The sequence below is a fragment of the Chromohalobacter canadensis genome (genome assembly GCF_034479555.1).
Taxonomy (GTDB): domain Bacteria; phylum Pseudomonadota; class Gammaproteobacteria; order Pseudomonadales; family Halomonadaceae; genus Chromohalobacter; species Chromohalobacter canadensis.
The window spans coordinates 2,892,199-2,915,081 of sequence record NZ_CP140151.1 but is presented as its reverse complement, the minus strand read 5'-3'; the positions used below and the strand labels follow the sequence as shown (position 1 = coordinate 2,915,081).

Sequence of the window (22,883 nt, the reverse complement as noted above, 5' to 3'; positions counted from 1 at the left end):
AAGCGAAGAGGGTACCTCCATGAGCGAGACCATGACGGCGGAGATTGCCGACCATCCGGACGCTCGTCCGGCCGCCAATGAACGCGACCGGGCGAACCACAAGGCGTCTTCGATCGAGATGCAGGGCCTGCACAAACGCTTCGGGCGCGATACCGTCGCCTTGGACGGCGTCGACCTGAACATCCAGGCCGGCGAGTTCTTCACCCTGCTGGGGCCGTCCGGCTGCGGCAAGACCACTCTTCTACGCATCCTCGCCGGCCTCGAGGAGCCGGATGCCGGCTCGCTGGTGGTAGGCGGCAAGAACATCACCGAGATGCCCCCTCACCAACGCAGCGTCAATACCGTATTCCAGTCCTATGCACTCTTCCCGCATCTTTCGGTACGCGAAAACCTGGCTTTCGGGCTAAAAATGCGCGGCATGCCAGCGGCTGAGCGCCACAGCAAGGTCGACGAGATCGCTGACTTCATCAAGCTCGGCGACCTGGTCGATCGCCACGTCGATCAGCTTTCCGGCGGCCAGCGCCAGCGCATCGCGCTGGCTCGGGCGCTGATTTGCGAGCCCGATGTACTGCTGCTCGACGAGCCACTCTCGGCACTGGATGCCGGGCTGCGCAGCCAATTGCAGGTGGAGCTACTGCGGGTGCAGAAGCGACTCGGCATGACCTTCGTGTTCGTGACCCACGACCAGCAGGAGGCGATGGTCATGTCCGACCGTATCGCCGTGCTCAATGGCGGCACCATCCAGCAGGTGGGCGCGCCGCGAGAGGTCTACGAGCGCCCCGTGAATGCCTTCGTAGCGCACTTCATGGGCCACGACAATCTCTATCCGATCAGCGCCCGTAAGGGCGACCGTTTGATCACGGCACTGGGTGAACTGACCGCCGAGGACGCCGGTGACGGCGAGCTACTGCTGATTCGCCCCGAGACGCTGGACCTGCTGCCCGGCGCCGTCGAGGGTCACAATCATCTGACAGCGACCGTGGCCGAGAGGCTCTATCGTGGTAGCCATGCCGAATTCCGCCTGGCCATCGCCGATACCACCCTGCAGGCCACGGTCAACAACCGCGGCCGTCACCTGCCCGAGGTCGGCGAAACGGTGACGGTGGCGGTAGCGCCGGAAGACCTGGTCACCCTGAGCGAATGAGGAGGCGAACATGTCCTTTCCTGGAGCAGTACCCACTGCCCGCAGCCGGGCCATGGTCCGCGAGACCCGCCACCTGCTGTTCACGGTGACCCCAGGGGCATTCTGGATCTTCACCTTCCTGGTGTTGCCCAGTGCATACCTGATGGGTGTGGCCTTCATGACCAACGGGCCCTATGGCCTGCCGCAGATGCCGCTGTCGCTGGACTCTTTCGAGCGCCTGGCCGGCGTCGGCTTTCTAGGCTGGAGCCCAGGCAATCTCTACACGCTGCTGCGCTCGCTGTGGCAAACCCTGGTATCCACGGTGCTGGTAGTAATCATCGCCTACCCAGTGGCCTATTACATCACGACCTGCCGTGAGAAGTGGCGGCCGATCCTGCTGCTGCTGGTCGTCGTGCCGTCGTGGACCAATCAGGTGATTCGCGCTTTCGGTTGGATGAACCTGCTGGCACCGGGCACACCGCTGTCCAACCTGGCCGAGAGCCTCGGGCTGGTGGCACCCAACATGGGGCTCTACCCCTCCAACTTCGCGGTCACCCTGGGGCTGGTCTACAACTTCCTGCCATTCATGGTGCTCCCGCTGTATGCCGCCTTCGAGAAGCTCGATACGGCGCAGGTGCAAGCCGCGCAAGATCTCTATGCCAGCCCGGTGCGAGCTTTTTGGCACGCTGTCTTCCCACAGACGCTTCCAGGACTACTGGCCGGCACGGTACTGGTGGCGATTCCCGCCTTCGGCATGTACGTGATTCCCGAGCTGCTCGGCGGCGGTAAGGGCATGATGCTCGGCAACCTGGTCGCCAACCAGTTCTCTGGAAGCTCCAATTGGCCGCTGGGAGCTGCAGGGGCAATTTTAATGTTGATCGCGACATTCATCGGCCTGTTCGCCATGCGGCGTATCGGAAAGCGCCTGGGTGGCGGTGAGGAGGTAGTGATATGAGAAAGCGAACGCTTGCACGCGGCCTCGCCGGCATCTGGTGGGGGACGCTATTCTTCCTCTACATCCCCTTGTTCGTGATCGTGCTGTTCTCGTTCAATTCAGCCAACAGCACAGCCATTTTCGAGAGCTTCTCGCTGGCCTGGTATCGCAGACTGTTCGACAACGAACAGATCATCGACGCCTTCGGTAACAGCCTGGTACTGGCGGTGAGCTCCTCGATCATAGCGCTGGTGATTGGATGCTTGATCGGCTACGGCATGTATCGTCATCGCCACCGCAAGCTGGGCTGGCTAATCGCTCTGATCTACCTGCCGATCGTGCTGCCGGATATCGTCTTCGGCATCTCCGAGATGGCTTTCTTCGTGCAGATCCATGACTGGACCGGCCTACTGAAGCCAGGACTCGGCACCATGATCATCGCGCATGTGACGTTCCAGATCCCTTTCGTGGCGCTGATCGTCTACTCGCGCTTCGTCGGCCTGGACCCGACGCTGTTCGAGGCCGCCAAGGACCTCTATGCGTCGCCGCTCAAGCGCGTGGTGCACTTCATGGTGCCGACCATCAAACCGGCGTTGATTTCCGCCTTTTTCCTGTCGTTTACGCTGTCGATCGACGACTTCGTGATCAGTTTCTTCACGGCAGGTCCGGAAAGCGCCACCTTGCCGATCTATATCTGGAGCGCCATCAAGAAGGGGGTGACGCCGGAGATCAATGCGATCGCCACCTTGATGATAAGCGCTGTGGCCATAGCCGCGATATTCAGCATGCTGTTCAACCGGCAGGGACGCCGCTAGGCGCTTCCTGTCAAAACGATGTAGCACCAACAAAACGTAGCACCGAAGGAGAGCGAAACGATGAAAACAATGACCACAAGAATCGCCGCTACACTCGGAGGTCTGCTGCTGGCCAGCGGCGTCCAGGCCCAAGACGACAACAAGCTGTATCTGTTCAACTGGACCCAGTACATGGACCCGGCGATCATCAAGGCCTTCGAGGAGAAGTACGACGCCGAGGTGGTGCAGAACTACTACAACTCGCTACCCGAGATGTTTGCCAAACTCAATGCAGGCGGAGTGTCGCAGTACGACATCATCGTACCGTCCAACTACTACGTGCCGCGGCTCATCGAGACCGGCATGGTACAGAAGCTCGACAAGTCCAAGATTCCCAACTTGGACAACGTCATGGAGCAGTTCGAAAGCCCCAGCTACGATCCGCAGAGCACCTATTCGGCACCTTACCAGTGGGGGGTGACCGGCCTGGTGTACAACGCCGAGACGTTCCCCGACGCCCCCAAGAGCTGGTCGCTGATGTTCGACTCCGAGGTCAATCCGGGGCACCCTTTCGCGCTGATGGGCGATGGACAGGTCACCATGGGCGGTGCCTGCGCTTATCTCGGCCACGGCTATGACTGCACCGACAACGAGGCCTGGAAGGAGGCCGCAAGGCTGCTGATCGAGACCAAGAATCGCGACAACTTCAGCGGCTTCGTCGACGGCACGCCGAGCCTGCAACAACTGGCGCGTGGCGTAACGCACGTCGCCTTGAGCTACAACGGTGACTATCTCTTCTACAGCGAGGATAACCCGGATTCTTTCGAGAACATCAAGTTCATGATTCCCGACGAAGGCACCGAGATGTGGGTCGACACCATGCTGATCCCTTCCAAGGCGCCCCATCCCGAGTTGGCCCACAAGTTCATCAACTTCATCCTCGACGCCAAGATCGGCGCTCAGCTCTCCAACTACAACTACTACGCCAGCCCCAATGCGGCGGCTCAGCCCTACCTCGACGAAATACTGACCCAGCCTCCGATCCAGCCGTCGGAGGAAGACATGCAACGGCTGTACTTCACACCCAGTCTCGAGGGCGAACAACTGCAGGTCTTCCAGCAGTTTTGGTCAGAGGTCCAGTCACGCTGAAACGACAGGCCCCGGCCATCCGGCCGGGGAGCCATCTGCAGAGCAAGGAACCCCCATGAGTAACCGTCAGGAACATCCCCACTTCAACGACTGGTTTCAGACTCGCGGCATCACCGAGGTGGAATGCCTGGTCACCGACCTCACCGGCATTCTCAAAGGCAAGATCATGCCCGCCGGCAAGTACCTGGGCGGCGGCCGTCCGCGACTACCGGATTCGATCTTCATCCAGACCGTCACCGGCGGCTATCCCGATGACGATGATATTCACTTCTGGAACCCTGCCGAGCGGGACATGGAGTTGGTGCCCGATCCCAACGCCATCTTCCTGGTGCCCTGGGCCGATGATGCCACCGCTCAGATCATCCACGATTGCCACTACCTGACCGGCGAGCCGGTGGAACTTTCCCCCCGCCACGTGCTCAAGCGGGTATTATCCTTCTACGAGGCGCGCGGCTGGAAGCCAATCGTCGCGCCCGAGGTCGAGTTCTTTCTGGTCAAGACCAACACCGACTCAGACTATCCTCTCGAGCCACCGATCGGCCGCAACGGCCGTCAGGAAAGCAGCCGTCAGTCGTTCTCCATCGATGCGGTCAACGAGTTCGATCCGCTCTTCGAGGAGATGTACGACTACTGCGATGCTATGGACCTCGACCTGGATACTCTGATTCACGAAGAAGGCGCCGGGCAGATGGAGGTCAACTTCCAGCACGGCGATCCCCTGCGGCTGGCCGATCAGGTAGTGATGTTCAAGCGCGCCCTGCGCGAAACGGCGCTCCGTCATGGCATGTATGCCACCTTCATGGCCAAGCCGATGGCCAATGAGCCCGGCAGTTCGATGCATCTCCATCAGAGCCTATTGGACGCCGAATCCGGTGATAACCTGTTCGCTGGCGAAAATGGCAAGTCCAGCCGGTTGTTCCAGCAGTTCATCGGCGGGCTGCAGCACTACCTACCCTCGGCCATGCCGCTGCTGGCGCCCAACGTCAACTCCTACCGTCGGCTGATGCGCACTGAAACCAGCGGCTCGGCGCCGACCAACGTCGAGTGGGGTACCGATAACCGCACCGTAGGTTTGCGAGTGCCAGTCTCGACACCCGAGGCGACGCGGGTCGAAAACCGTCTGGCAGGGGCCGATGCCAATCCTTATCTGGTCATGGCAGCTTCGCTGGCCTGCGGCTATCTCGGCATGCTCGGCCAGCTCGAGCCACGTCCGCCGATGATTGGATCGGCCTGGTCCGGCGGCCACACACTGCCTGACGATATCCGTCCAGCGCTGGATATGTTGCGCGATTGTCAGCCACTGGCCGAGGTTCTCGGCGAGCGTTTCACTAACAGCTACTTGGCTGTCAAGCGCGCCGAGCACCGCGAGTACTTCCAGGTGATCAGCTCCTGGGAGCGCGAGCACCTTTTGCTCAGGGTCTAGGCTATGCCCGAAAAGTCGGCGAGCGCAGGCAGTTTTCGTACAAAGGCTAATTTTTCGTGACACCGACCGATCACCTCGCCAATGCGGCCAGCCTGGCTTGGCACCATCATCTGGCCCGCCTGTTCCAGGCCGCCACCGGCAGCGGCTTTCCGCTCCTGTTGGAACAGACACTGCGCGAGCTGGTCGGTTTCGACACCATCCTGGTCAATACCTATAAAGGACAACGACGACCGCTGCTGATACACGACAACTATCCACCGACACGGCGCGAACAGGGTATCGAACGCTATTTGAACCAGGCCTTTCTGCTGGATCCTTTCTTCAAGGCCGTCTATGACGGGCTAGAGAATGGCGCGCACCGGCTGCGCGAGCTAGCCCCAGATCGTTTCGAGAGCAGCGACTACTATCATCACTATTATCGAGCCTTGGGGCTCACCGACGAGATCGGCTTGTTCGCCAGGGTCGATACGGACGTCGTTATGGTGGTGTCACTGGGCTTCCGTGACGATGCCCCACGGATCACCCGCCGGGATATGCTGGCGTTACGCCATATCTCGCCGGTACTGGAAGTTCTGCTCGGAGAATACTGGAAGTGGCAGGAACATCGCTTCCACCAATGCCTGGCTGAGCGAGAACCCGTGGAAGAAGCCTTCGATAGCTTCGGGCGGGAGCGCCTGACGGCACGCGAACGAGAGATCGTGCGCCTGCTGCTGGCGGGCCACTCCACCAAATCAGCGGCCCGCGAACTGGGCATCAGCGACGGCACCGTCAAGGTCCACCGCAAGCACCTCTATCAACGCCTCGAGGTTTCCAGCCAGTCACAGCTCTTTCGGCTTTTCCTCGACCACGTGGCGCTGGTCTCGCGGCGCCACGTGGAGCAGTAGACCTCGGCGCCCTCTTGAGTCGTGGAACATCACTGACCTCGTGACGTCGTTCAAGTCGAAGGCGTCAGCGATATCCAAACGGTCTTGAGATCGGAATATTCCTCCAGCGAATGGTGGGACTTGTCACGGCCGTTGCCGGACTGCTTGACCCCACCGAAGGGCACCGTCTGGTCCATGTCCGCCCAGTTGTTGACGAAGACCTGCCCCGAGCGCAGCCGACGGGTGACGCGCATGATGCGATCGACGTCCTGACTCCACAGGCCCGCCGCCAGGCCGTAGTCGCTGTCGTTGGCCAGCCGCACGGCCTCCTCCTCGGTATCGAAGCCGAACACCGCCAATACCGGGCCGAAGATTTCCTCCCGGCCGATGGCCATGGATTCGGTGACGCCATCGAACACCGTCGGCCCGATGAAGAGACCCTGGCCATTCGCCCCGCCGACGTTCAGCGCCTGACCGCCGGTACGTAGCTTCGCGCCTTCTTCCACGCCCTGGCGGATATAATCGAGTACGCGTTGATACTGGGTCTGATCGACCATTGCGCCCATGAAGCTCGCCGGATCCAACGGATCGCCGGGCTGCATGCGTTCGGCGGCTGCCAGCACCTTGTCGACGAAGACCTCACGGATCGTGTTCTCGACCAGAAGCCGCGAGCCGGCGATGCACACCTCGCCCTGGTTGTGGAAGATCGCCCCCGCGGCATGCTCTGCCACAAGATCTAGATCCTTGCAGTCGGCGAAGACGAGATTCGGACTCTTGCCGCCACACTCCAGAAAGACCTTCTTGAGATTCGATTGACCGGCGTACTGCATCAACTGTTTGCCGACCCCAGTGGAGCCAGTAAAGGCCAAGCAGTCGACCCCCATGGACAGTGCCAAGGCCTTGCCCACGGTATGACCGAAGCCGGGCAGTACCTGAAAAACGCCGCGCGGAAAGCCGGCTTCCTGAGTCAGCTGGGCGAGGCGCAACGCCGAAAGCGGTGATTTTTCCGAGGGCTTGAGGATGACACTATTGCCCGCCGCCAGTGCTGGGCCGATCTTCCAGGCCGTCATCATCAACGGAAAGTTCCAGGGCACGATCGACGCCACCACACCCAGCGGCTCGCGCATCACCAATCCCAGGCTGTCCTCGCCGGTAGGCGCGATTTCGCCGTAGAGCTTGTCGATGGACTCGGCATGATGACGAATACAGCCGATGGCCCCGGCCATGTCGCCAAGCGAGCTATTCACCGGCTTGCCCATGTCCAGGGTATCGAGCAGCGCCAGCTCGTGCTTGTTGGCCTCCATCAGCTCGGCCAGACGCAGCAGCACGGCCTTGCGCTCGCCCGGTGCCCGCCGTGACCACTCGCCACCTTCGAAGGCGCGCCGGGCCACGGCCACCGCAGCCTCGGCATCGGTGGCGTCGCAGCTGGCCACTTCGGCGAGTGTCTCGCCGGTGGCCGGATTGAGCGTCGTGAAGGTCTCGCTACTGGCAGCGTCAACGAAGACATCATCGATGTAGGCACGCGCCTCGAGGCCCTTTTCGACACTCAGGCGCTCGGCCAGCGCCCGCCAATCGGCATGAGTTTCGGGAATCGATGTTATGGATTGAGTCATGTTGTTCTCCTTATGTCAGTACACGCGGTTGGCGCGTTCAAGGATCGCATCGCAAAGCACTTGCGTGCCTGCGGCACAGTCTTCCGGCGTGGCGTATTCAGCCTCGTTGTGGCTGATGCCGTCGCGGCAGGGCACGAAGATCATGGCCGTCGGCGCCACCCGCGACACATAGACGGCGTCGTGGCCGGCACCGCTCATCATGCGACGGTATTTCAGCCCCTGCTCGCGAGCGCCGCGTTCCACCGCCGCGACGCACTCGGAGGCGAACTCGACCACCGGCGAGGCCCAGATCCGCTCCTGGGACACCGTGACGCCGCAGGTCTCGCCCACTTCGTTGAGCAGTCCCTCGAAATACGCCTGCAATGCGTCGAGTTCGTTCTCTACCACATGGCGCAGGTCGATGGTGAGCTTGACGTCGCCTGGCACCACATTGCGAGACGCGGACACGATCTCCAGGCAGCCGCAAGTCACCTTGGTGTCACCGCTTTCGTCGCCCAGGGCATGGGCCTGCAGCCGGTCGATCAGGCGCGCCGCCGCGGCCAGGGCATCGCGTCGGTAGCGCATGGGGGTAGGGCCGGCATGGGCCGATTGGCCTGCAAGCGTCACATCGAACCAGCGCATACCCTGGACACCGGTCACCACGCCGATGGTCTCGCCTTCTTCCTCGAGCACCGGGCCCTGTTCGATGTGCAACTCGAAGAAGCTGTCCAGACGCGGTTCGCCGACCGGCGATTCGCCGGCATAACCGCAGGCCTCGAGAGCCTCGCCGAACGTCACGCCATCGCGGTCCTCACGGGCCAAAGTCGACTCGACGCTGAACGCACCGGCGTAGGTACCGGAAGCGACCATGGCTGGCGCGAAGCGGCTGCCTTCCTCGTTGGTCCAGACCACCAGTACCAGCGGCCGCTCGGTGACGATGTCGCGGTCCGCGAGTGTGCGCAACACTTCGAGCCCGGCCAGGACGCCAAGAATGCCGTCGAAGCGACCGCCCTTGGGCTGGGTGTCCAGATGACTCCCCATGGCCACCGGCTCGAGGTCGTCGCGCTGGCCGGCGCGGCGAATGAAGAGGTTGCCGACGCGATCGACCCGCCAGGTACAGCCCAACGACTCGCACCAGTCGAGCAGTAAGCGTCGTCCGGCGGCATCTTCCGGCGTCAAGGCCAGGCGACAACTGCCACCGTGCTCGGTGGGGCCTATCTCGGCCATCGCCATCAGGCTGTCCCATAACCGTTGGCCATCAATGGAAACCGCCATGAGGTACCCCCTTTGTGCTTGTTAGGTATTTGCATCATTGAACACATTAGGCGGCTCCCCGGTCGCCGCGATATACCCCTATCAGGATATATTCCCACCCTCCCTTTCCTCGCTAGGCTCTTTGCGAAGGCAACGACGCATCATATCGACGCATCGCGGCCACCCATTACGGCAATGACCGCTTTTAACTGGCGAGACGACACCATGAACACCGAGACCCGTATCCACGATGCCCAAGCGCTGTGGCAGAAAGACAAGGATCACTTCATCCACCCATTCACCGACTTCAGCACCTTTCATGAGGAAGGCTGCGACCTGATCACCGACAGCGACGGCATCTACGTCCAGGATGCCCATGGCAACCGCTTCATCGACGGCATCGCCGGGCTGTGGTGCGTCAACGTCGGCCATGGCCGTCGCGAGATCGGCGAGGCGATGGCCGACCAGGCCACCCGCATGGCCTACTTCTCGACCTTCAACAACCTGTCCAACGCCCCGGCTGCCGAGCTTTCCGCCAAGCTGGCCGAGCTCGCCCCCTCGCACCTCAACCACGTCTTCTACAGCTGCGGCGGCTCGACGGCCAACGATGCCACCATTCGTTTGGTGCATTACTACTTCAACCGCTTGGGCAAGCCGGCCAAGAAGCGCATCATTTCACGCAACAATGCCTATCACGGCACCACCTACCTCGCCTCCACCCTGACCGGTATCGCCAGCAACAATTGGGACTTCGACACCCTCGATCATCTGGTCACCCATCTGAGCGAGGCCAACTGCTACCGGCGCCCCGAGGGGATGAGCGAGGCCGACTACTGCGATCACCTGGTTCGGGAGTTCGAGGACACCGTCGCCGAGATCGGCGCCGACAACATCGCCGCCTTCATCGCCGAGCCGATCATGGGCGCCGGCGGCGTGCTGGTGGCACCGAAGGACTATCACAGGCGCATGCAGGCAGTGTGTCGCGCCAACGACATCCTTTACATCGCCGACGAGGTCGTGACCGGTTTCGGTCGCCTGGGGCACTTCTTCGCCTCCGAGGCGGTGTACGAGACCCAACCCGATATCATCAACTGCGCCAAGGGGCTGTCGTCCGGCTATGCACCGCTGGGCGCGACGCTGATCTCCGACGAGCTCTACGACGTGCTGTCCACCCCGCAGGGACCGGGCGGCGTGCTGAGCACCGGCTTCACCTATTCCGGGCATCCGGTGAGCTGCGCGGCGGCGCTCAAGAACATCGAGATCATCACGCGCGAGGGGATCTGCGAAAACGTCCGCGAGGTGGGTCCCTATCTCGAGGAACGCCTGGCCTCGTTGTCGCATCACGCCACGGTGGGCGACGTGCGCGGTAGCCATTTCATGATGTGTCTCGAGAACGTCGCCGACAAAAACACCAAGGCGCTCTTTCCAATAGAGGCGCGGGTTGGCGATCGTATCGCCTTCGAGGCCCAGCAGCGTGGCCTGATCATCCGTCCGGTTGGGCACCTCAACATCGTCTCGCCGCCGCTGATCTGGACCCGCGAAGTGGTCGACGAGGTGGTGGCGATCCTCGACGCCGCGCTGACCGCCACGACAGCAACGCTGCAGGCCGACGGCTACCTGTAAAAGCGCCTTCTCGATCTGCCCAATGGAAGCATCCGAGGTCCATCCACGGGCCCAACCCCCGAGACCACAATCACAAAAGAGTACTACATGGACACTTACGGACTCTGGAGCCTGTTTCCCACCCTGATTGTGCTGATCATGGCCATCGTCACCCGCCGCACCATCGAATCACTGATGACCGGCGCGCTGGTTGGCATGTTGATGATCGATCCGACAAGCGTGGTGAACCAGGCTTCCGACACGTTGCTCACGGTGCTCGGCAACGACACCGTGACCTGGATCATCCTGGTCTGTGGGTTATTCGGCAGCCTGATCGCGCTACTGGTGCGTACCGGCGGCGTGCTAGCCTTCGGCGACGTCATGACCCGCCGCATCCATGGCCGGCGTCAGGGGCTGCTGACCACCTGGCTCCTCGGCCTGGCCATCTTCGTCGACGACTACCTCAACGCCCTGGCGATCAGCGCCTCGATGAAGAAAATCACCGACCGCTTCAAGGTTTCGCGAGAGATGCTCGCCTACATCGTCGACTCGACCGCCGCGCCGATCTGCATCCTGGTCCCCTTCTCGACCTGGGCCGTGTTCTTCGCCGGACTGCTCGAGGAAAACGATGTGACCGGCAGTGGCATGGGACTTTATATCGAGGCGATTCCCTACATGTTCTACGCCTGGATTGCCGCCGCGGTGGTCCCCCTGGTAGCGATGGGGTGGATTCCCGCCATCGGCCCCATGAAGAAAGCCGAACTGCGCGCCAGCGGCGGTCAGGTGATGCCAGACGGGGCCGAGGAAAACGCCTTGGAGGTCGAGGACAAAGGCCAGCGCCGCCCTCACCTGCTCAACTTCCTGTTGCCCATCGCCAGCCTGATCTTCTTCACCTGGTATTTCGACATCGACATCCTGCGCGGGGTGATCGTCGCCCTGGCCGTGACACTGGTCCTGATCTTCAGTCAGCGCCTGATGAGCTTTCACGCCACTTTCGATACCGCGCTCGAGGGCTTCAAATCGATGCTGATGCCGCTGGGAACACTGGTCGCCGGCTTCACGCTCAAGGAAGTCAACGACGGTCTGGGACTCACCGAATACGTGATCCAGACCCTGCAGCCGCTGATGACTGCCCAACTGCTGCCGGCGGTGAGCTTCGTCACCATGGCTTTGCTGGCCTTTGCCACCGGCTCGTTCTGGGGACTGTTCGCCGTCGCGATGCCCATCGTTCTGCCGCTGGCGAGTAGCGTCCACGCCGAGATGCCACTGGTGATCGGCGCATTGATCTCAGCCAGCGCCTTCGGCAGCCACGCCTGCTTCTACGGCGACTCCACCGTGCTCTCGGCTCAGGGTAGCGGCTGCACGCCGATGGCCCATGCCCTGACTCAGCTTCCCTATGCGCTTATTGCCGCCTTCCTGGCAACGCTGGTATTTCTGGCGGTAGGCTATCTTTGAGGTTTTCATGAACGACACATCTATCGCCACAGCGCGTCGCACTGCCACTCCCGCCGAGCTGGGCTTTTCCATGCCCGCCGAGTTCGCCGCGCATGACGCCTGCTGGATGCTCTGGCCACAACGTCCCGACAACTGGCGCTACGGTGCCAAGCCGGCTCAGGCGGCATTCGTCGCTGTCGCCGAAGCGGTCGCCGTGAGCGAGACGGTATTCGTCGGCGTCAACGATGATCAGTACGAGAACGCCCGTAACCAGTTGCCGAGCCACATCCGAGTGATCGAGCTTTCCAGCAACGACGCCTGGATGCGCGATGTCGGGCCGACCTTCCTGACCCATCCAGATGGTCGCCTGGCAATGGTCGACTGGGAGTTCAACGCCTGGGGAGGACTCAACGGAGGACTCTACTTTCCCTGGGACAAGGACCGCCGCATCCGCCAGAAGATCGCCGAAGTGCTTGGCATCGAACGCTTCATCACCCCGCTGGTGGTCGAGGGTGGCGCGATCCACGTCGACGGCGAGGGCACCCTGATCACCACGGAGGAGTGCCTGCTCAACCCCAACCGCAACCCCGACCTCGACAGGGCCGAGATCGAACGGCTGCTGTGTGTCTATCTGGGGGTCGAAAAGGTCATCTGGCTACCGCGGGGCTGTTTCCAGGACGAGACCGACGGCCACGTCGACAACCTGTGCTGTTTCGTCGCTCCCGGCGAGGTGGCGCTAACCTGGACCGACGACGACAGCGATCCGCAGCACGCCATCTCACATGAAGCCCTGGAGATTCTCCAAGCTGCCACCGACGCCAAGGGACGGCGGCTTACCGTGCACAAGCTACCGATGCCCGGCCCGCTGACCATCGCCGAGACCGAGGCCAGCGGCGTCGACCGGTTGAGCAGTTCGCGCCCACGACAACCCGGCGACCGCATGGCCGGCTCCTATGTCAATTTCTATATAGGCAACTCGGTGGTGGTGATGCCCAAGCTCGACTCTACCTACGACGACGAGGCACGAATCATTCTCGAGAGATTGTTTCCAGATCGCCGGGTGGTCGCCGTCGATGCCCGCGAGATACTGCTTGGCGGCGGCAACATCCACTGCATCACCCAACAGCAGCCCCGTGCCTGACCCTTTCATGGGGCTATCGGGATCACCGGGCTATCGCGACATAGCCCGGTGCTACCGAATGGCCATGTCAGAGACGCTCAATGACGCCGACCCTGCTGCAGAAAAGCGGCCATCCAGTGGGCGACCTGCAATGAATCCGTATGCGCAGACGCCTCATTGAGTTCGACCAGCGCCGGGTCGGTCGCTGTCGACGGAATCGGGGCATCACGACGTGACTGAAGCAACCGCGTTTCGAACGCCACGTTGAATTCCGGATGCGCCTGGAGGGTCAGGATCCGGTTGTCGTACTGGAGCGCCGCAAACGGACAGAACGACGAAGAGGCGATGACTTCAGCCTGGTCCGGTTTGCTCAGCACCTGATCCTGATGCACTGCATTCAGCGTGAATCGGCCATCCAGAGCACTCAGTTCCGACACGCTTTTTTCCAGCTGATAGGTGTGCAGCCCCACGCCCCAACCTTGCGGGTACTGGTTAACGTCGGCCCCAAAAGCTTCCGCCACGATCTGGTGCCCAAAGCAAATGCCCACGATTGGACGACCGGTGTCGTAGATTTCAAGAATCAGGTCTTTCAACCGTGCCATCCAGGACGTCTTGTCGCAGACACTGGATTTTGAGCCGGTGATGATCCAGGCATCACAGGCATCGGCTGATTCGGGAAAGATATCGTCCCGGACATCGAAGGTAATAAAGGTAAAGTCATAGCCGGCTTGCCCAAACAAGTTAACGAACATGTCGGCGTAGGAGCCATGTGTTTCGATCAGATTGTCCGGCGTGGTCCCGGTGGCCAGTATGCCGATTTTCAGCGTCATGACTGCTTCCTCACTCACGGTCGCGCCGTGCATGTTTTCAGGGCCTGGCCAGGATCAGAGCAACCCCAGATAGGCCTCGTATTCAACATCGGAGATACGCTCGTTAAGACGGCGGCGCTCCTGGCGTTTGGCCTGCGCGTATACGCGCACGAACTCTTCGCCCAGGTATTCCCGCAGTCTCTCACTCTGTTCGAAGCGTCTGATGGCATCCTGCCATTCGCAAGGCAACGGGTATTGGGGGTTCTCCTCGGCGTAGGCATCACCTTCCACCGGGGCATCTGGCTCGAGGGTGTTGTCCATACCATGCAGCGCACCGGCAAGGACGGACGCCAGCACCAGATACGGATTGGCATCGGCACCGGCCACCCGATGCTCGATCCGCCGCGCCAGGTTGGGACTTTCCGGCACACGCAGGGCCACCGTCCGGTTCTCGTAGCCCCAGCTAGCATGCGTCGGTGCATGAGCGCCCGACATGAAGCGACGATAGGAATTCAGATGCGGCGCGAACACCAGCATGCTCTCCGGCATCAACTGCATCAGCCCGGCGATGGCGTGGCGCAATAGGTCACTGCCCTGCTCGGTACCATCATCGAACACATTGTGACCGTCGCGGTCGAGCAGGCTGAAATGCGTGTGAAAGCCGTTGCCGCTTTCCTCGACGTAAGGCTTGGCCATGAAGGTCGCCGAATAGCCGTGACGACGGGAGACGCCGCGTACGAGGCGCTTGAACAGGATCGCCTGATCGCCCGCACTCAGCGGATCGGCCACATGGTTGAGGTTAACCTCGAACTGCCCCGGCCCCATCTCGGCAATGATGGTATCGGCACCGATACCCTGCGCCTGGCAAGCCTCACGGACATCGGCAAAAAACGCCTCGAAGCCATCCATTTCCTCAACGGAATAACCTTCATTATTGGCCAGTCGGCGCCCTTTTCCATCTGCCAGTGCCGGCGGAATCGGGCGCTGAGTCTTTTCTGACTCGGCATCCATCAGATAAAACTCAAGCTCGGTAGCCATCACTGGCGTCAACCCCTTCTCGGCAAAGCGATCCACCATGCGCTTAAGAACCTGGCGTGGATCTGCCTCGAAAGGCGTGCCATCAGGATTGAACATCATCGCCAGCATCTGGTCACGCGGCGCTTCCGACCAGGGCACCGGGATCGGCTCTTCGGTGACAGGCATGCAGGTACCATCACTGTCGCCGGTCTCGAATACCAGGCCATTGGCCAAAACATCGGCGCCCCAGAAATCAAAGCCCATCACCGAACGCGGCAGCTTGAGCCCTTCCTTGCGGACCTTGCTCAACCCACTGGCAGGCAGGCGCTTGCCGCGTAAATTCCCGTTCAAATCCGTGATGAAGAGATCCAGATCGCGGTTCTTATCCTGTTTTTTATTCGTCGCCATACGCATGACTCTTGAATGCTTTTCGAAAAATCAGAACATCAAGATATCCCATCCAGATAGTGGTGTATCTATCACCCTAGGGGTATCCGATCGGCGGAGGAGGTCATGTATCGGTACCTTCGAGCAGCCTGGGGCATGACCCCGAAACGAGCCGGGCTGGTGCCAGCCCGGCATCTGGCTTAGCCTTGGTGGAATTCCTGATAGCACCTGTCGGTCGCGTACAAGAAGCAAGGACAAGCGATGAGAGACCGCGTCAACCAGATACAAACCCATGAGAGTTGGCAGAAAAATCTGGCCGTACTCATCGAGCATCAGCGGCTGCGCAGTTTTCCGGCGATGCTGGAGGCCTTCCTGTCGACCCTGTGTTTCTTCGACACAATTCTGCTACTGACCTACAAGAAGTCGCTGCGACCGATTCTCGTCCATCCTTCCGATCCGGCAGAGCAGAGCGAAACCCTACGTCAGTACATCAATCATGCCTATGTACTCGACCCGCTTTTCCACGCCATCAAGAACATCGCATCGCCCGGCATCGTGCGGCTGGCCGATATCATGCCGGATTCATTCAAGAACACCGAGTACTATCAAACCTGCTACCAGAACTTCGGGCTAGTGGATGAGATCAACCTCTTGATCCGTCTCGATGATGAAGTGACCTGCGCCATCACACTCGGACGCAAAGCCTCTCTGGAAAGCATTTCGCGCACCGAGCTGAATGCCCTACAAGAGTTTTATCCGGTCATCAGCGCGCTCATGCGCCAGTTCTGGCAGACCCAGTCCGACGAGTTCTTGCAATACGGCCGCTCCGACGGCCCCATGAAGCGCGCGCTGCGCACCTTTGCCAGTGGCGTGCTGACTCAGCGTGAACGAGAGATTACCGACCTCATCCTGCGGGGCTTTTCTTCCCAGGCGATTGCCGACCACCTGACAATCAGCGTCGGCACGGTAAAGGTGCATCGCAAGAACATTCATACGCGACTGAACACCTCCACTCAGGCGGAAATTTTCACGCAGTTCATCAACCACCTGAATCACTTGGAAGAACATCACTAGGCGGGCCGCTCAGGCGCACAAGCTGAATAACTGCGTTTCGCCGTCAACGAAGATCACTCCCCCTCCGAGGGCGTGAGGCCCATTCAGATACGCATATGTCGGTGGCGATAAAGCCATGCGACATCGCGTGCGAAGGAAAAGACCAGCAGCGCCAGCGCCAGGCCAACACACAGCGCCGCCCAAAAAGCCGACACCCAAGGCAGCAACGCCACCAACAGGCTGGCCACCTGGCATACGCAGACCGCCTTGCGGCGCAAGCTCGGCGGCAAAGGCCGCCGCAGCCATGTCCATGCATGCCCTGCCGCCACGAAGGTGTAGCGCATGGCTCCCACCACCAGCACCCACCCGCCGAGCTTGTCGAGCACGATGAGCGCGCAGCACAGCACCATGATGAAAAATGCGTCCAGCTCCATGTCGAAACGCGCGCCGAAGTCGCTGGCGGAATGCGTGTGACGCGCCACCCAACCGTCGATGCCGTCCAGGCACAGCGCCAACAATGCCACCCATGTCATCTCGAAAACGTGGCGCTCCATGAATGCCGGAAACGCCATGCTGCCAGCGAGCAAGGCGATCAACACGGCACGCAGCAGGGTGACGCGGTTAGCCCATCCCAGCCAGCGCCGCGCCGCCGGCCATGCCCAAAGGATGATCAACGCCATGCCCAGGTAGACGCCCCCCACCGACCAGCCAAGCCCTCGCGGTGCCGCCAGCCGCCATTGCACGGCCTCCACCAGCAGCCCCACCAAGCCCAGTCCGACCAGCAATTCCACGATCGCGGGCAAGCCCGGCGCCCACGCAAGCCGGCGAGCCTGGGGAGGACGCGATAAGTCACGCATGCGATGCCTCCTGGTGAAGAATTTTCTTCATTCACTATGGCAGATAAACCCGCCAGCGAGCGCTATCTTCACTACGCTGACGGAATATGACAATTATAAAAATGGTACATAAAAATCTATATGTACAATAGCTGTACATGACAGGGTTTCATGGACGATACTCAAGACAATCAAGGAGGTTGCCTATGCACGCAGCGAATGCCGACGCCTTTTGGACGCTGTCACCGAGGCACGGCGAGGTCAGACAGCACGCCTTGCCCAACCGCCAGGCGCATGAGCTGTTGATCAGAACACGCTACAGCGCCGTCAGTCGCGGCACCGAAAGCCTGGTGTTTCAAGGCAAGATTCCTGAGAGCGAATACTCCCGCATGCGCGCCCCCTTCCAGGAAGGCGACTTCCCCGGCCCGGTCAAGTACGGCTATGCCAATGTCGGGGTGGTCGAGGAGGGACCGGAGGCTTGGTGCGGCCGCGAGGTCTTCTGTCTCTATCCTCACCAGACACGCTACATTGTTCCCATTGAGGCCATCGTACCCCTCCCCGAGGATCTGCCGGCCGCGAGGGCGATCCTCGGTGCCAACATGGAAACCGCCATCAACGCCCTGTGGGACGCCGCGCCACGCATCGGCGACCGTATCACCGTGATCGGCGCCGGCGTGGTGGGCGGTCTGGTTGCCTGGTTGTGTCGGCAGATCGCCGGCGTGCGCGTACAACTGCTGGATATCGATGCCGACAAGGCGGAACTGGCCGCCGCGCTGGGCGTGGCGTTTCGACATCCCCACGACGCCGAAGGCGCCCAGGACCTGATCATTCATGCCAGCGGCAACCCAGCCGGCCTGCGCAGCGCACTCCCCCTGGCGGGGTACGAGGCGGAGATCATCGAACTGAGCTGGTTTGGGCAAGACGAAGTCACGCTGCCACTCGGCGAGGCCTTCCACTCCCAACGCTTGACGCTGCGTGCCAGCCAGGTCGGCGGCGTGTCGCCCTCACGGCGTGCCCGGCGCAGCCACTCGCAACGTCTGCAATTAGCCTTGACGCTACTGCGTGACGCGCGCCTCGATGCACTCATCGACGGGGAAAGCGACTTCGCGGACCTGCCCGCAACACTGGCACGACTCAGCACCGCGCATCGTCCGGGGCTCTGCCATCGCATACGTTATCCCTGAAGCGCATGCGCCGCCCCGAAACATGCGCTTGTTCGGCATGAAAAGCGCGACACGTCGCCAACGCGCCCCACATCACGAACGCAAAGGCACAAGGAGACACACGGATGTTCAGCTTGACCGTCAGAGATCACTTCATGATCGCGCACAGTTTCAACGGCGAGATCTTCGGCCCCGCGCAGCGCCTCCATGGCGCCACCTATGTGGTAGATGTCGCGTTCAAGCGTCCGGAGCTCGACCGTGACGATTTGATCGTCGACATCGGTCTGGCCAGCCAGACGCTGTCGCATGTCCTCGGCGAGCTCAACTTCAACAACCTCGACGAAGTGCCCGAGTTTCAAGGCCGCAACACGACCACCGAATTCATGGCCAAGGTGATCTTCGAACGCCTCGCGCACGCCATTCGCAACGGCGAACTCGGCGAGACGGGCCATGGGCTGACGGGACTCGGCGTCACGCTGCATGAATCGCATATCGCCTGGGCCAGCTACGAGGGGGCGCTATGAGCGAGGCGCTGACATTGATCGTGGCCGGCGACCCCGCTCAGTTGACCGGTGGCTACGTCTACGATGCGCGTATCGTTGCGGCCCTGCGCCAACGTGGCTGGCAGGTGCAGGTCATCGGCCTCGATGGACGCTTCCCCGAGCCCGACGGCATTGCCCGCCAAGCCCTGAACGACACCCTGGCGGCCCTGCCCAATGGGACTCGTGTCGTCATCGATGGCTTGGCGATGGGCGGCTTGCCGGAGGTCGTCGACGCGCACGCCGGCCGCCTGACGATCACCGCCTTGGTGCATCATCCACTCGCCGACGAGACCGGACTCGGCGATGCCGAACGCGAGCGCTTCACGATCAGCGAAACCCGTGCGCTATCGGCCGTGCGCGATGTCATCGTCACCAGTGCGTTCACAGCGCGCCGCCTCGCCAATTTCGGCGTGACGGCCGAGCGCCTGCATGTGGTCGAACCCGGTGTGGAACGTGCCCCGGTAGCGCGTGGCAATGGCGACGTACCGCGTCTGCTGTGCGTGGCCACGGTCACCCCGCGTAAGGGGCATGACCTTCTCGTCGAGGCCCTGGCCACCCTCACCGACCTGCCCTGGGTATGCGATTGCATCGGCGGCCTGGACCGAGCACCGGCGCATGTCGAGCACGTCAAGGCGCGCATCGCCGCTCATGGCCTGGAGACACGTTTCAACCTGCTTGGCGAACGTCCCGCCGAGGCGCTCGGCGCGGCCTACCACGGCAGCGACATCTTCGTGCTGCCCTCGCATTACGAAGGCTACGGCATGGTCGTCAGCGAGGCCCTGGCGCATGCCCTGCCCGTGATCACCACCACCGGCGGCGCACTGGCGCACACCCTGCCCGACGACGCCGGCATCAAGGTGCCGCCCGGCGATGCCGAGGCCCTGGCACGTGCCCTGCGCGACATGCTTACCGATCCGGCACGCCGCCGACACTGGCGGGAAGGTGCCGGACGCCAGCGCGCCGCGCTGCGCGACTGGTCCCAGGTGGGTGACGCCTTCGCCGCCGCGCTTGAGAGAGGCACGACATGAACACGGCTGCCACCTTCAGCGACAGCTGGCTTGCGCGCCGCGAACATGCCGATCAAGAAGCGCGTGCCACGTCGCCGACGCAAGCCGCCGGCACCTGGCTCGCCACGCGCTGCCAAGCACGCGAGGCACGACTCGTCGACCTGGGCAGCGGCAGCGGCGCCAACCTGCGCTATCTCGCACCGCGTCTTCCCGGACCCCAGGCATGGCGGCTCGTCGATCATGACGCCGGCCTGCTGGGGCATGCCGTGGGACGCTGCCAACCGCTTTGCGACATGGACGGCACCCCGATTCGCCTGACCACCCAGCAACACGACCTGAATGCCTTCACGACCGACTGGCTGACAGACGTCGACCTGGTCACCGCCTCGGCGCTGTGCGATCTGGTCAGCGCCGCCTGGGTCGAGGCCCTGGCGGCGGCCTGCGCGCAGCATCGCTGCGCGGCCCTGATCACCCTGAGCGTGGATGGCGACACGCGCTTTTGCGTCGACGGCGCCGATGCCACCGATCGCGACGACGCCTGGTTGTTCGCCACACTGGCCGCGCATCAGCACCGCGACAAGGGCTTCGGCCCCGCCCTGGGAACGGCCGCGCCCCAGGCGCTCTCCACCGCCTTCAGCGACCGGGAGTTTCGGCTCGTCGACGCCCCAAGCCCGTGGCGACTGGGCCCTGCCCAACGCCCCCTGGCCCTGAGCTTGCTCGACGGCTGGGCCGACGCCGCACGCGAACAAGCCCCGGAAGCTCGCGCGCGTATCGACCGCTGGTGGCAACGTCGCCGCGAGGCGCTGGATCAGAGACGAGTCGACCTGTACGTGGGTCACCGCGACGTGTTCGCCGCACCGGAGCCGGACCATGGCCCGCGCTAACGCCCTGCTACTGCGCCTGGGCGTCAGCGGTGCCTTGATCGGCCTGCTCGCCTGGCGACTGGATGCCCAGGCACTGCGCGACGCCTTCGTCGCCCCCGCGCCGGGCTGGCTGTGGCTGGCGCTGCTGATCAGCATTCCCCAGGTCGTGCTTTCCGCCTGGCGCTGGCGCCTGACGGCCCGGCGCATGGGCTTGACGCTCTCGCTGCGTCGCGCGGTCGCGGAATACTACGCGGCCACCTTCCTCAATCAAGTCCTTCCCGGTGGCGTCATGGGCGATGCCACGCGTGCCTGGCGACACGCCCAATCGAGTCTCGACCGCGCGCGCGCCTGGCGTGCCGTGGTCATCGAAAGATTGTCCGGTCAAGTCATGCTGCTGCTCATCGCACTGGCGGGCCTGGCCGCCGCACCGTCGCTGCGCGACAGCCTGACCGAGGTCCTCTCTCGGCTGGGCGATTCCTCGTGGGCCGGACTCGCGGTGGGGGCTGCGGGGCTCGCCACGCTGGCACTCTGGATCTGCCGACGCCCGCCCGCCTGGCTGCGTCATACGCTGCATGATCTTGAGGTCGCCCTGGTGGCCTCGAGCGTCTGGCTCTGGCAATCCCTGGGCTCGCTCGGCGTGGTGGCGAGCTACATCGCGATTTACGCCATTGCCGCCCGAGCCATCGGCGCGGATCTCGCCCTGGGCACCCTGTTGCCCTTGATCCCACCGGTGCTGATGGTCATGGCGATTCCGCTTTCCGTCGCCGGGTGGGGGCTACGCGAGGGCGCCGCGGCACTGGTGTGGATGGGCGCAGGCCTGGACCCCGCGCAAGGCGTGGCTATCTCGCTGGTGTATGGCGCGATCGTACTGGTCTCGAGCTTACCGGGGGCGTGGCTGTTGTGCCGACGGCGTCCGCCGCGTCGCGACCGGCACGCCCCAACGCAAAGCGACCCGTTACCGAGCGAGAGCTGAGGAGGAAGCCATGCGCGATGGCATATCACGCCGCGTCGACGGAACGCAGCGCCAGGTCGAACAAGGTATCGTCCCCCATCGCGAACGTGCGGCACGGTGGGCGCAGCGCGGTATCGAGCGTCTCGATCTCGGCAAGGCTCACCGCCGGCCGCCCCGAGCCGATCAACAGGGGTGCCACCACGACATGCAGACGATCGAGTTCGCCGTCGGCCAAGAAGCGCGACACGGTCTGGCCACCGCCTTCGACGAGCACACGCCGCAAGCCACGCGCCAACAGGGTGCTGCGCAAGGCGGCCGGTGTCAGTTCGGCGTCATCCTCGACGACGCAGGTATCGACATGCGACCCCAACGCCTCGCGGGGCAATGGATGCCGCGTGATGTGCAGGGTCGGCGCCTCGGCGTTCTGGAACACGCCCTGGGTGGCGGGAACGCGCCCATTGGGGTCGAGAATCACGCGAACCGGGTTGTACCCCGGGATATGCCGCACGCTGAGCCGTGGATCGTCGGCACACGCCGTGCCCGCGCCGATCACCACGGCATCTACCAGCGCGCGCAATCGATGCAGATGCACGCGACTCGCCTCGCCGGTGACGTAATGCGATGCACCGCTGACCGTGGCGATACGCCCATCGAGACTCTGCCCAAGCTGGCCGATGACGAAGCCGTCCGGCGTCGCACAGCATGGCAACAAGATGTCGAGCAACGCCGAGGCCTCCACCGTTACGTCGCCCTCGGCCTGCCAAGCTCCGCCCCGTTGGACCCGCAGGGCACACGCCTGCGAATGCAACGTCAGCGTGGCCTGCGTGTGCCAGTCCTGTTCGCGTACTTGGCGAATCCATTGCCAGGCCAGCGCTGCATCGAGTGTCGAAGGGCTCATACGGTCTCCCGTGCCGTGTGCCGGCGAAAACGCCATCCCGCCTGCCGTCTCGCCACATCGCGAGACAG

At 62.6% G+C, this 22,883-nt stretch carries 21 protein-coding genes; 15 read left to right on the top strand and 6 right to left on the bottom strand.

The features are described from left to right. The first annotated feature begins 19 nt into the window (after positions 1–19). From SR908_RS13580 to SR908_RS13555, 6 genes are read left to right on the top strand one after another with little or no spacing between them, the layout of a single operon-like run. Positions 20–1,144 carry an ABC transporter ATP-binding protein gene (locus SR908_RS13580; protein WP_097022430.1) on the top strand — a complete coding sequence of 375 codons (1,125 nt, stop codon included), beginning with the start codon at positions 20–22 and terminating at the stop codon, positions 1,142–1,144. 10 nt (positions 1,145–1,154) lie between these two features. Continuing rightward, positions 1,155–2,078 (top strand): ABC transporter permease, encoded by a 924-nt coding sequence (locus SR908_RS13575; RefSeq protein ID WP_246920719.1) that lies wholly within the window; start codon positions 1,155–1,157, stop codon positions 2,076–2,078. After that, positions 2,075–2,872 carry an ABC transporter permease gene (locus tag SR908_RS13570; protein WP_097022432.1) on the top strand — a complete coding sequence of 266 codons (798 nt, stop codon included), beginning with the start codon at positions 2,075–2,077 and terminating at the stop codon, positions 2,870–2,872. The genes SR908_RS13575 and SR908_RS13570 overlap by 4 nt, the downstream gene beginning before the upstream one ends. A gap of 60 nt (positions 2,873–2,932) precedes the next feature. Next, complete coding sequence (locus SR908_RS13565) at positions 2,933–4,000, top strand: ABC transporter substrate-binding protein (protein ID WP_246920717.1); 1,068 nt, start codon at positions 2,933–2,935, stop codon at positions 3,998–4,000. A gap of 55 nt (positions 4,001–4,055) precedes the next feature. Then, the gene (locus SR908_RS13560) at positions 4,056–5,423 is read left to right on the top strand and encodes a glutamine synthetase family protein (RefSeq protein ID WP_075369609.1); all 1,368 of its coding nucleotides are present in this window, start codon (positions 4,056–4,058) and stop codon (positions 5,421–5,423) included. A gap of 56 nt (positions 5,424–5,479) precedes the next feature. Continuing rightward, entirely contained in the window at positions 5,480–6,307 is an 828-nt protein-coding gene (locus SR908_RS13555; protein WP_246920715.1) for a LuxR C-terminal-related transcriptional regulator, read from the top strand. Between the two features lie 50 nt (positions 6,308–6,357). On the opposite strand, the gene SR908_RS13550 is transcribed toward SR908_RS13555, so the two are convergent. After that, a complete protein-coding gene (locus SR908_RS13550) occupies positions 6,358–7,899 on the bottom strand; it encodes an aldehyde dehydrogenase (protein WP_246920713.1) in 1,542 nt (513 codons plus the stop codon). A 15-nt stretch (positions 7,900–7,914) separates the two neighbouring features. Beyond that, positions 7,915–9,153 carry a Zn-dependent hydrolase gene (locus tag SR908_RS13545; protein WP_246920711.1) on the bottom strand — a complete coding sequence of 413 codons (1,239 nt, stop codon included), beginning with the start codon at positions 9,151–9,153 and terminating at the stop codon, positions 7,915–7,917. Between the two features lie 204 nt (positions 9,154–9,357). On the opposite strand from SR908_RS13545, the gene SR908_RS13540 reads away from it, so the two are divergent. The 3 genes from SR908_RS13540 to aguA all read left to right on the top strand — a co-directional run bounded on the left by SR908_RS13540 (position 9,358) and on the right by aguA (position 13,309). Further along, positions 9,358–10,755: an aminotransferase gene (locus SR908_RS13540; protein WP_246920709.1), complete on the top strand. Its 1,398-nt coding sequence runs from the start codon at positions 9,358–9,360 to the stop codon at positions 10,753–10,755. An 87-nt stretch (positions 10,756–10,842) separates the two neighbouring features. Continuing rightward, a complete protein-coding gene (locus SR908_RS13535) occupies positions 10,843–12,189 on the top strand; it encodes a Na+/H+ antiporter NhaC family protein (RefSeq protein WP_246920707.1) in 1,347 nt (448 codons plus the stop codon). A gap of 7 nt (positions 12,190–12,196) precedes the next feature. Next, positions 12,197–13,309 carry an agmatine deiminase gene (aguA, locus tag SR908_RS13530; protein ID WP_246920704.1) on the top strand — a complete coding sequence of 371 codons (1,113 nt, stop codon included), beginning with the start codon at positions 12,197–12,199 and terminating at the stop codon, positions 13,307–13,309. Positions 13,310–13,386: 77 nt separating this feature from the next. Here aguA and SR908_RS13525 read toward each other — a convergent pair whose 3' ends face one another. Both SR908_RS13525 and SR908_RS13520 read right to left on the bottom strand, forming a co-directional pair. Then, a complete protein-coding gene (locus tag SR908_RS13525; RefSeq protein ID WP_246920702.1) occupies positions 13,387–14,118 on the bottom strand; it encodes a glutamine amidotransferase-related protein in 732 nt (243 codons plus the stop codon). 54 nt (positions 14,119–14,172) lie between these two features. Then, complete coding sequence (locus SR908_RS13520) at positions 14,173–15,528, bottom strand: glutamine synthetase family protein (RefSeq protein ID WP_246920701.1); 1,356 nt, start codon at positions 15,526–15,528, stop codon at positions 14,173–14,175. A 234-nt stretch (positions 15,529–15,762) separates the two neighbouring features. Here SR908_RS13520 and SR908_RS13515 point away from each other — a divergent pair, with 234 nt between their 5' ends. Next, complete coding sequence (locus SR908_RS13515) at positions 15,763–16,575, top strand: helix-turn-helix domain-containing protein (RefSeq protein ID WP_097022443.1); 813 nt, start codon at positions 15,763–15,765, stop codon at positions 16,573–16,575. A gap of 83 nt (positions 16,576–16,658) precedes the next feature. Here the strand turns inward: SR908_RS13515 and SR908_RS13510 are convergent, their stop codons facing one another. Next, complete coding sequence (locus SR908_RS13510) at positions 16,659–17,411, bottom strand: CDP-alcohol phosphatidyltransferase family protein (RefSeq protein ID WP_246920699.1); 753 nt, start codon at positions 17,409–17,411, stop codon at positions 16,659–16,661. A gap of 185 nt (positions 17,412–17,596) precedes the next feature. On the opposite strand from SR908_RS13510, the gene SR908_RS13505 reads away from it, so the two are divergent. From SR908_RS13505 to SR908_RS13485, 5 genes are all read left to right on the top strand, one after another. Next, entirely contained in the window at positions 17,597–18,574 is a 978-nt protein-coding gene (locus SR908_RS13505; RefSeq protein WP_097022445.1) for a zinc-dependent alcohol dehydrogenase, read from the top strand. A gap of 104 nt (positions 18,575–18,678) precedes the next feature. Beyond that, positions 18,679–19,077 (top strand): 6-pyruvoyl trahydropterin synthase family protein, encoded by a 399-nt coding sequence (locus tag SR908_RS13500; RefSeq protein WP_246920698.1) that lies wholly within the window; start codon positions 18,679–18,681, stop codon positions 19,075–19,077. Next, positions 19,074–20,123, top strand: coding sequence for a glycosyltransferase family 4 protein (locus SR908_RS13495; protein WP_246920696.1), 1,050 nt, complete (start codon positions 19,074–19,076; stop codon positions 20,121–20,123). Before SR908_RS13500 ends, SR908_RS13495 begins: the two co-directional genes overlap by 4 nt. Next, positions 20,120–20,986 carry a class I SAM-dependent methyltransferase gene (locus SR908_RS13490; RefSeq protein ID WP_246920695.1) on the top strand — a complete coding sequence of 289 codons (867 nt, stop codon included), beginning with the start codon at positions 20,120–20,122 and terminating at the stop codon, positions 20,984–20,986. The genes SR908_RS13495 and SR908_RS13490 overlap by 4 nt, the downstream gene beginning before the upstream one ends. Continuing rightward, entirely contained in the window at positions 20,973–21,938 is a 966-nt protein-coding gene (locus tag SR908_RS13485) for a lysylphosphatidylglycerol synthase transmembrane domain-containing protein (RefSeq protein WP_246920694.1), read from the top strand. Before SR908_RS13490 ends, SR908_RS13485 begins: the two co-directional genes overlap by 14 nt. A gap of 25 nt (positions 21,939–21,963) precedes the next feature. Here SR908_RS13485 and SR908_RS13480 read toward each other — a convergent pair whose 3' ends face one another. Beyond that, entirely contained in the window at positions 21,964–22,815 is an 852-nt protein-coding gene (locus SR908_RS13480; protein ID WP_246920693.1) for a RibD family protein, read from the bottom strand. Positions 22,816–22,883 lie beyond the last annotated feature (68 nt).

Coding starts and splice junctions, on each gene's coding strand:
- SR908_RS13580 (WP_097022430.1), top strand. CDS start 20: ATGAGCGAGACCATGACGGCGGAGATTGCCGACCATCCGGACGCTCGT.
- SR908_RS13575 (WP_246920719.1), top strand. CDS start 1,155: ATGTCCTTTCCTGGAGCAGTACCCACTGCCCGCAGCCGGGCCATGGTC.
- SR908_RS13570 (WP_097022432.1), top strand. CDS start 2,075: ATGAGAAAGCGAACGCTTGCACGCGGCCTCGCCGGCATCTGGTGGGGG.
- SR908_RS13565 (WP_246920717.1), top strand. CDS start 2,933: ATGAAAACAATGACCACAAGAATCGCCGCTACACTCGGAGGTCTGCTG.
- SR908_RS13560 (WP_075369609.1), top strand. CDS start 4,056: ATGAGTAACCGTCAGGAACATCCCCACTTCAACGACTGGTTTCAGACT.
- SR908_RS13550 (WP_246920713.1), bottom strand. CDS start 7,899: ATGACTCAATCCATAACATCGATTCCCGAAACTCATGCCGATTGGCGG.
- SR908_RS13545 (WP_246920711.1), bottom strand. CDS start 9,153: ATGGCGGTTTCCATTGATGGCCAACGGTTATGGGACAGCCTGATGGCG.
- SR908_RS13540 (WP_246920709.1), top strand. CDS start 9,358: ATGAACACCGAGACCCGTATCCACGATGCCCAAGCGCTGTGGCAGAAA.
- SR908_RS13535 (WP_246920707.1), top strand. CDS start 10,843: ATGGACACTTACGGACTCTGGAGCCTGTTTCCCACCCTGATTGTGCTG.
- aguA (WP_246920704.1), top strand. CDS start 12,197: ATGAACGACACATCTATCGCCACAGCGCGTCGCACTGCCACTCCCGCC.
- SR908_RS13525 (WP_246920702.1), bottom strand. CDS start 14,118: ATGACGCTGAAAATCGGCATACTGGCCACCGGGACCACGCCGGACAAT.
- SR908_RS13520 (WP_246920701.1), bottom strand. CDS start 15,528: ATGCGTATGGCGACGAATAAAAAACAGGATAAGAACCGCGATCTGGAT.
- SR908_RS13515 (WP_097022443.1), top strand. CDS start 15,763: ATGAGAGACCGCGTCAACCAGATACAAACCCATGAGAGTTGGCAGAAA.
- SR908_RS13510 (WP_246920699.1), bottom strand. CDS start 17,411: ATGCGTGACTTATCGCGTCCTCCCCAGGCTCGCCGGCTTGCGTGGGCG.
- SR908_RS13505 (WP_097022445.1), top strand. CDS start 17,597: ATGCACGCAGCGAATGCCGACGCCTTTTGGACGCTGTCACCGAGGCAC.
- SR908_RS13500 (WP_246920698.1), top strand. CDS start 18,679: ATGTTCAGCTTGACCGTCAGAGATCACTTCATGATCGCGCACAGTTTC.
- SR908_RS13495 (WP_246920696.1), top strand. CDS start 19,074: ATGAGCGAGGCGCTGACATTGATCGTGGCCGGCGACCCCGCTCAGTTG.
- SR908_RS13490 (WP_246920695.1), top strand. CDS start 20,120: ATGAACACGGCTGCCACCTTCAGCGACAGCTGGCTTGCGCGCCGCGAA.
- SR908_RS13485 (WP_246920694.1), top strand. CDS start 20,973: ATGGCCCGCGCTAACGCCCTGCTACTGCGCCTGGGCGTCAGCGGTGCC.
- SR908_RS13480 (WP_246920693.1), bottom strand. CDS start 22,815: ATGAGCCCTTCGACACTCGATGCAGCGCTGGCCTGGCAATGGATTCGC.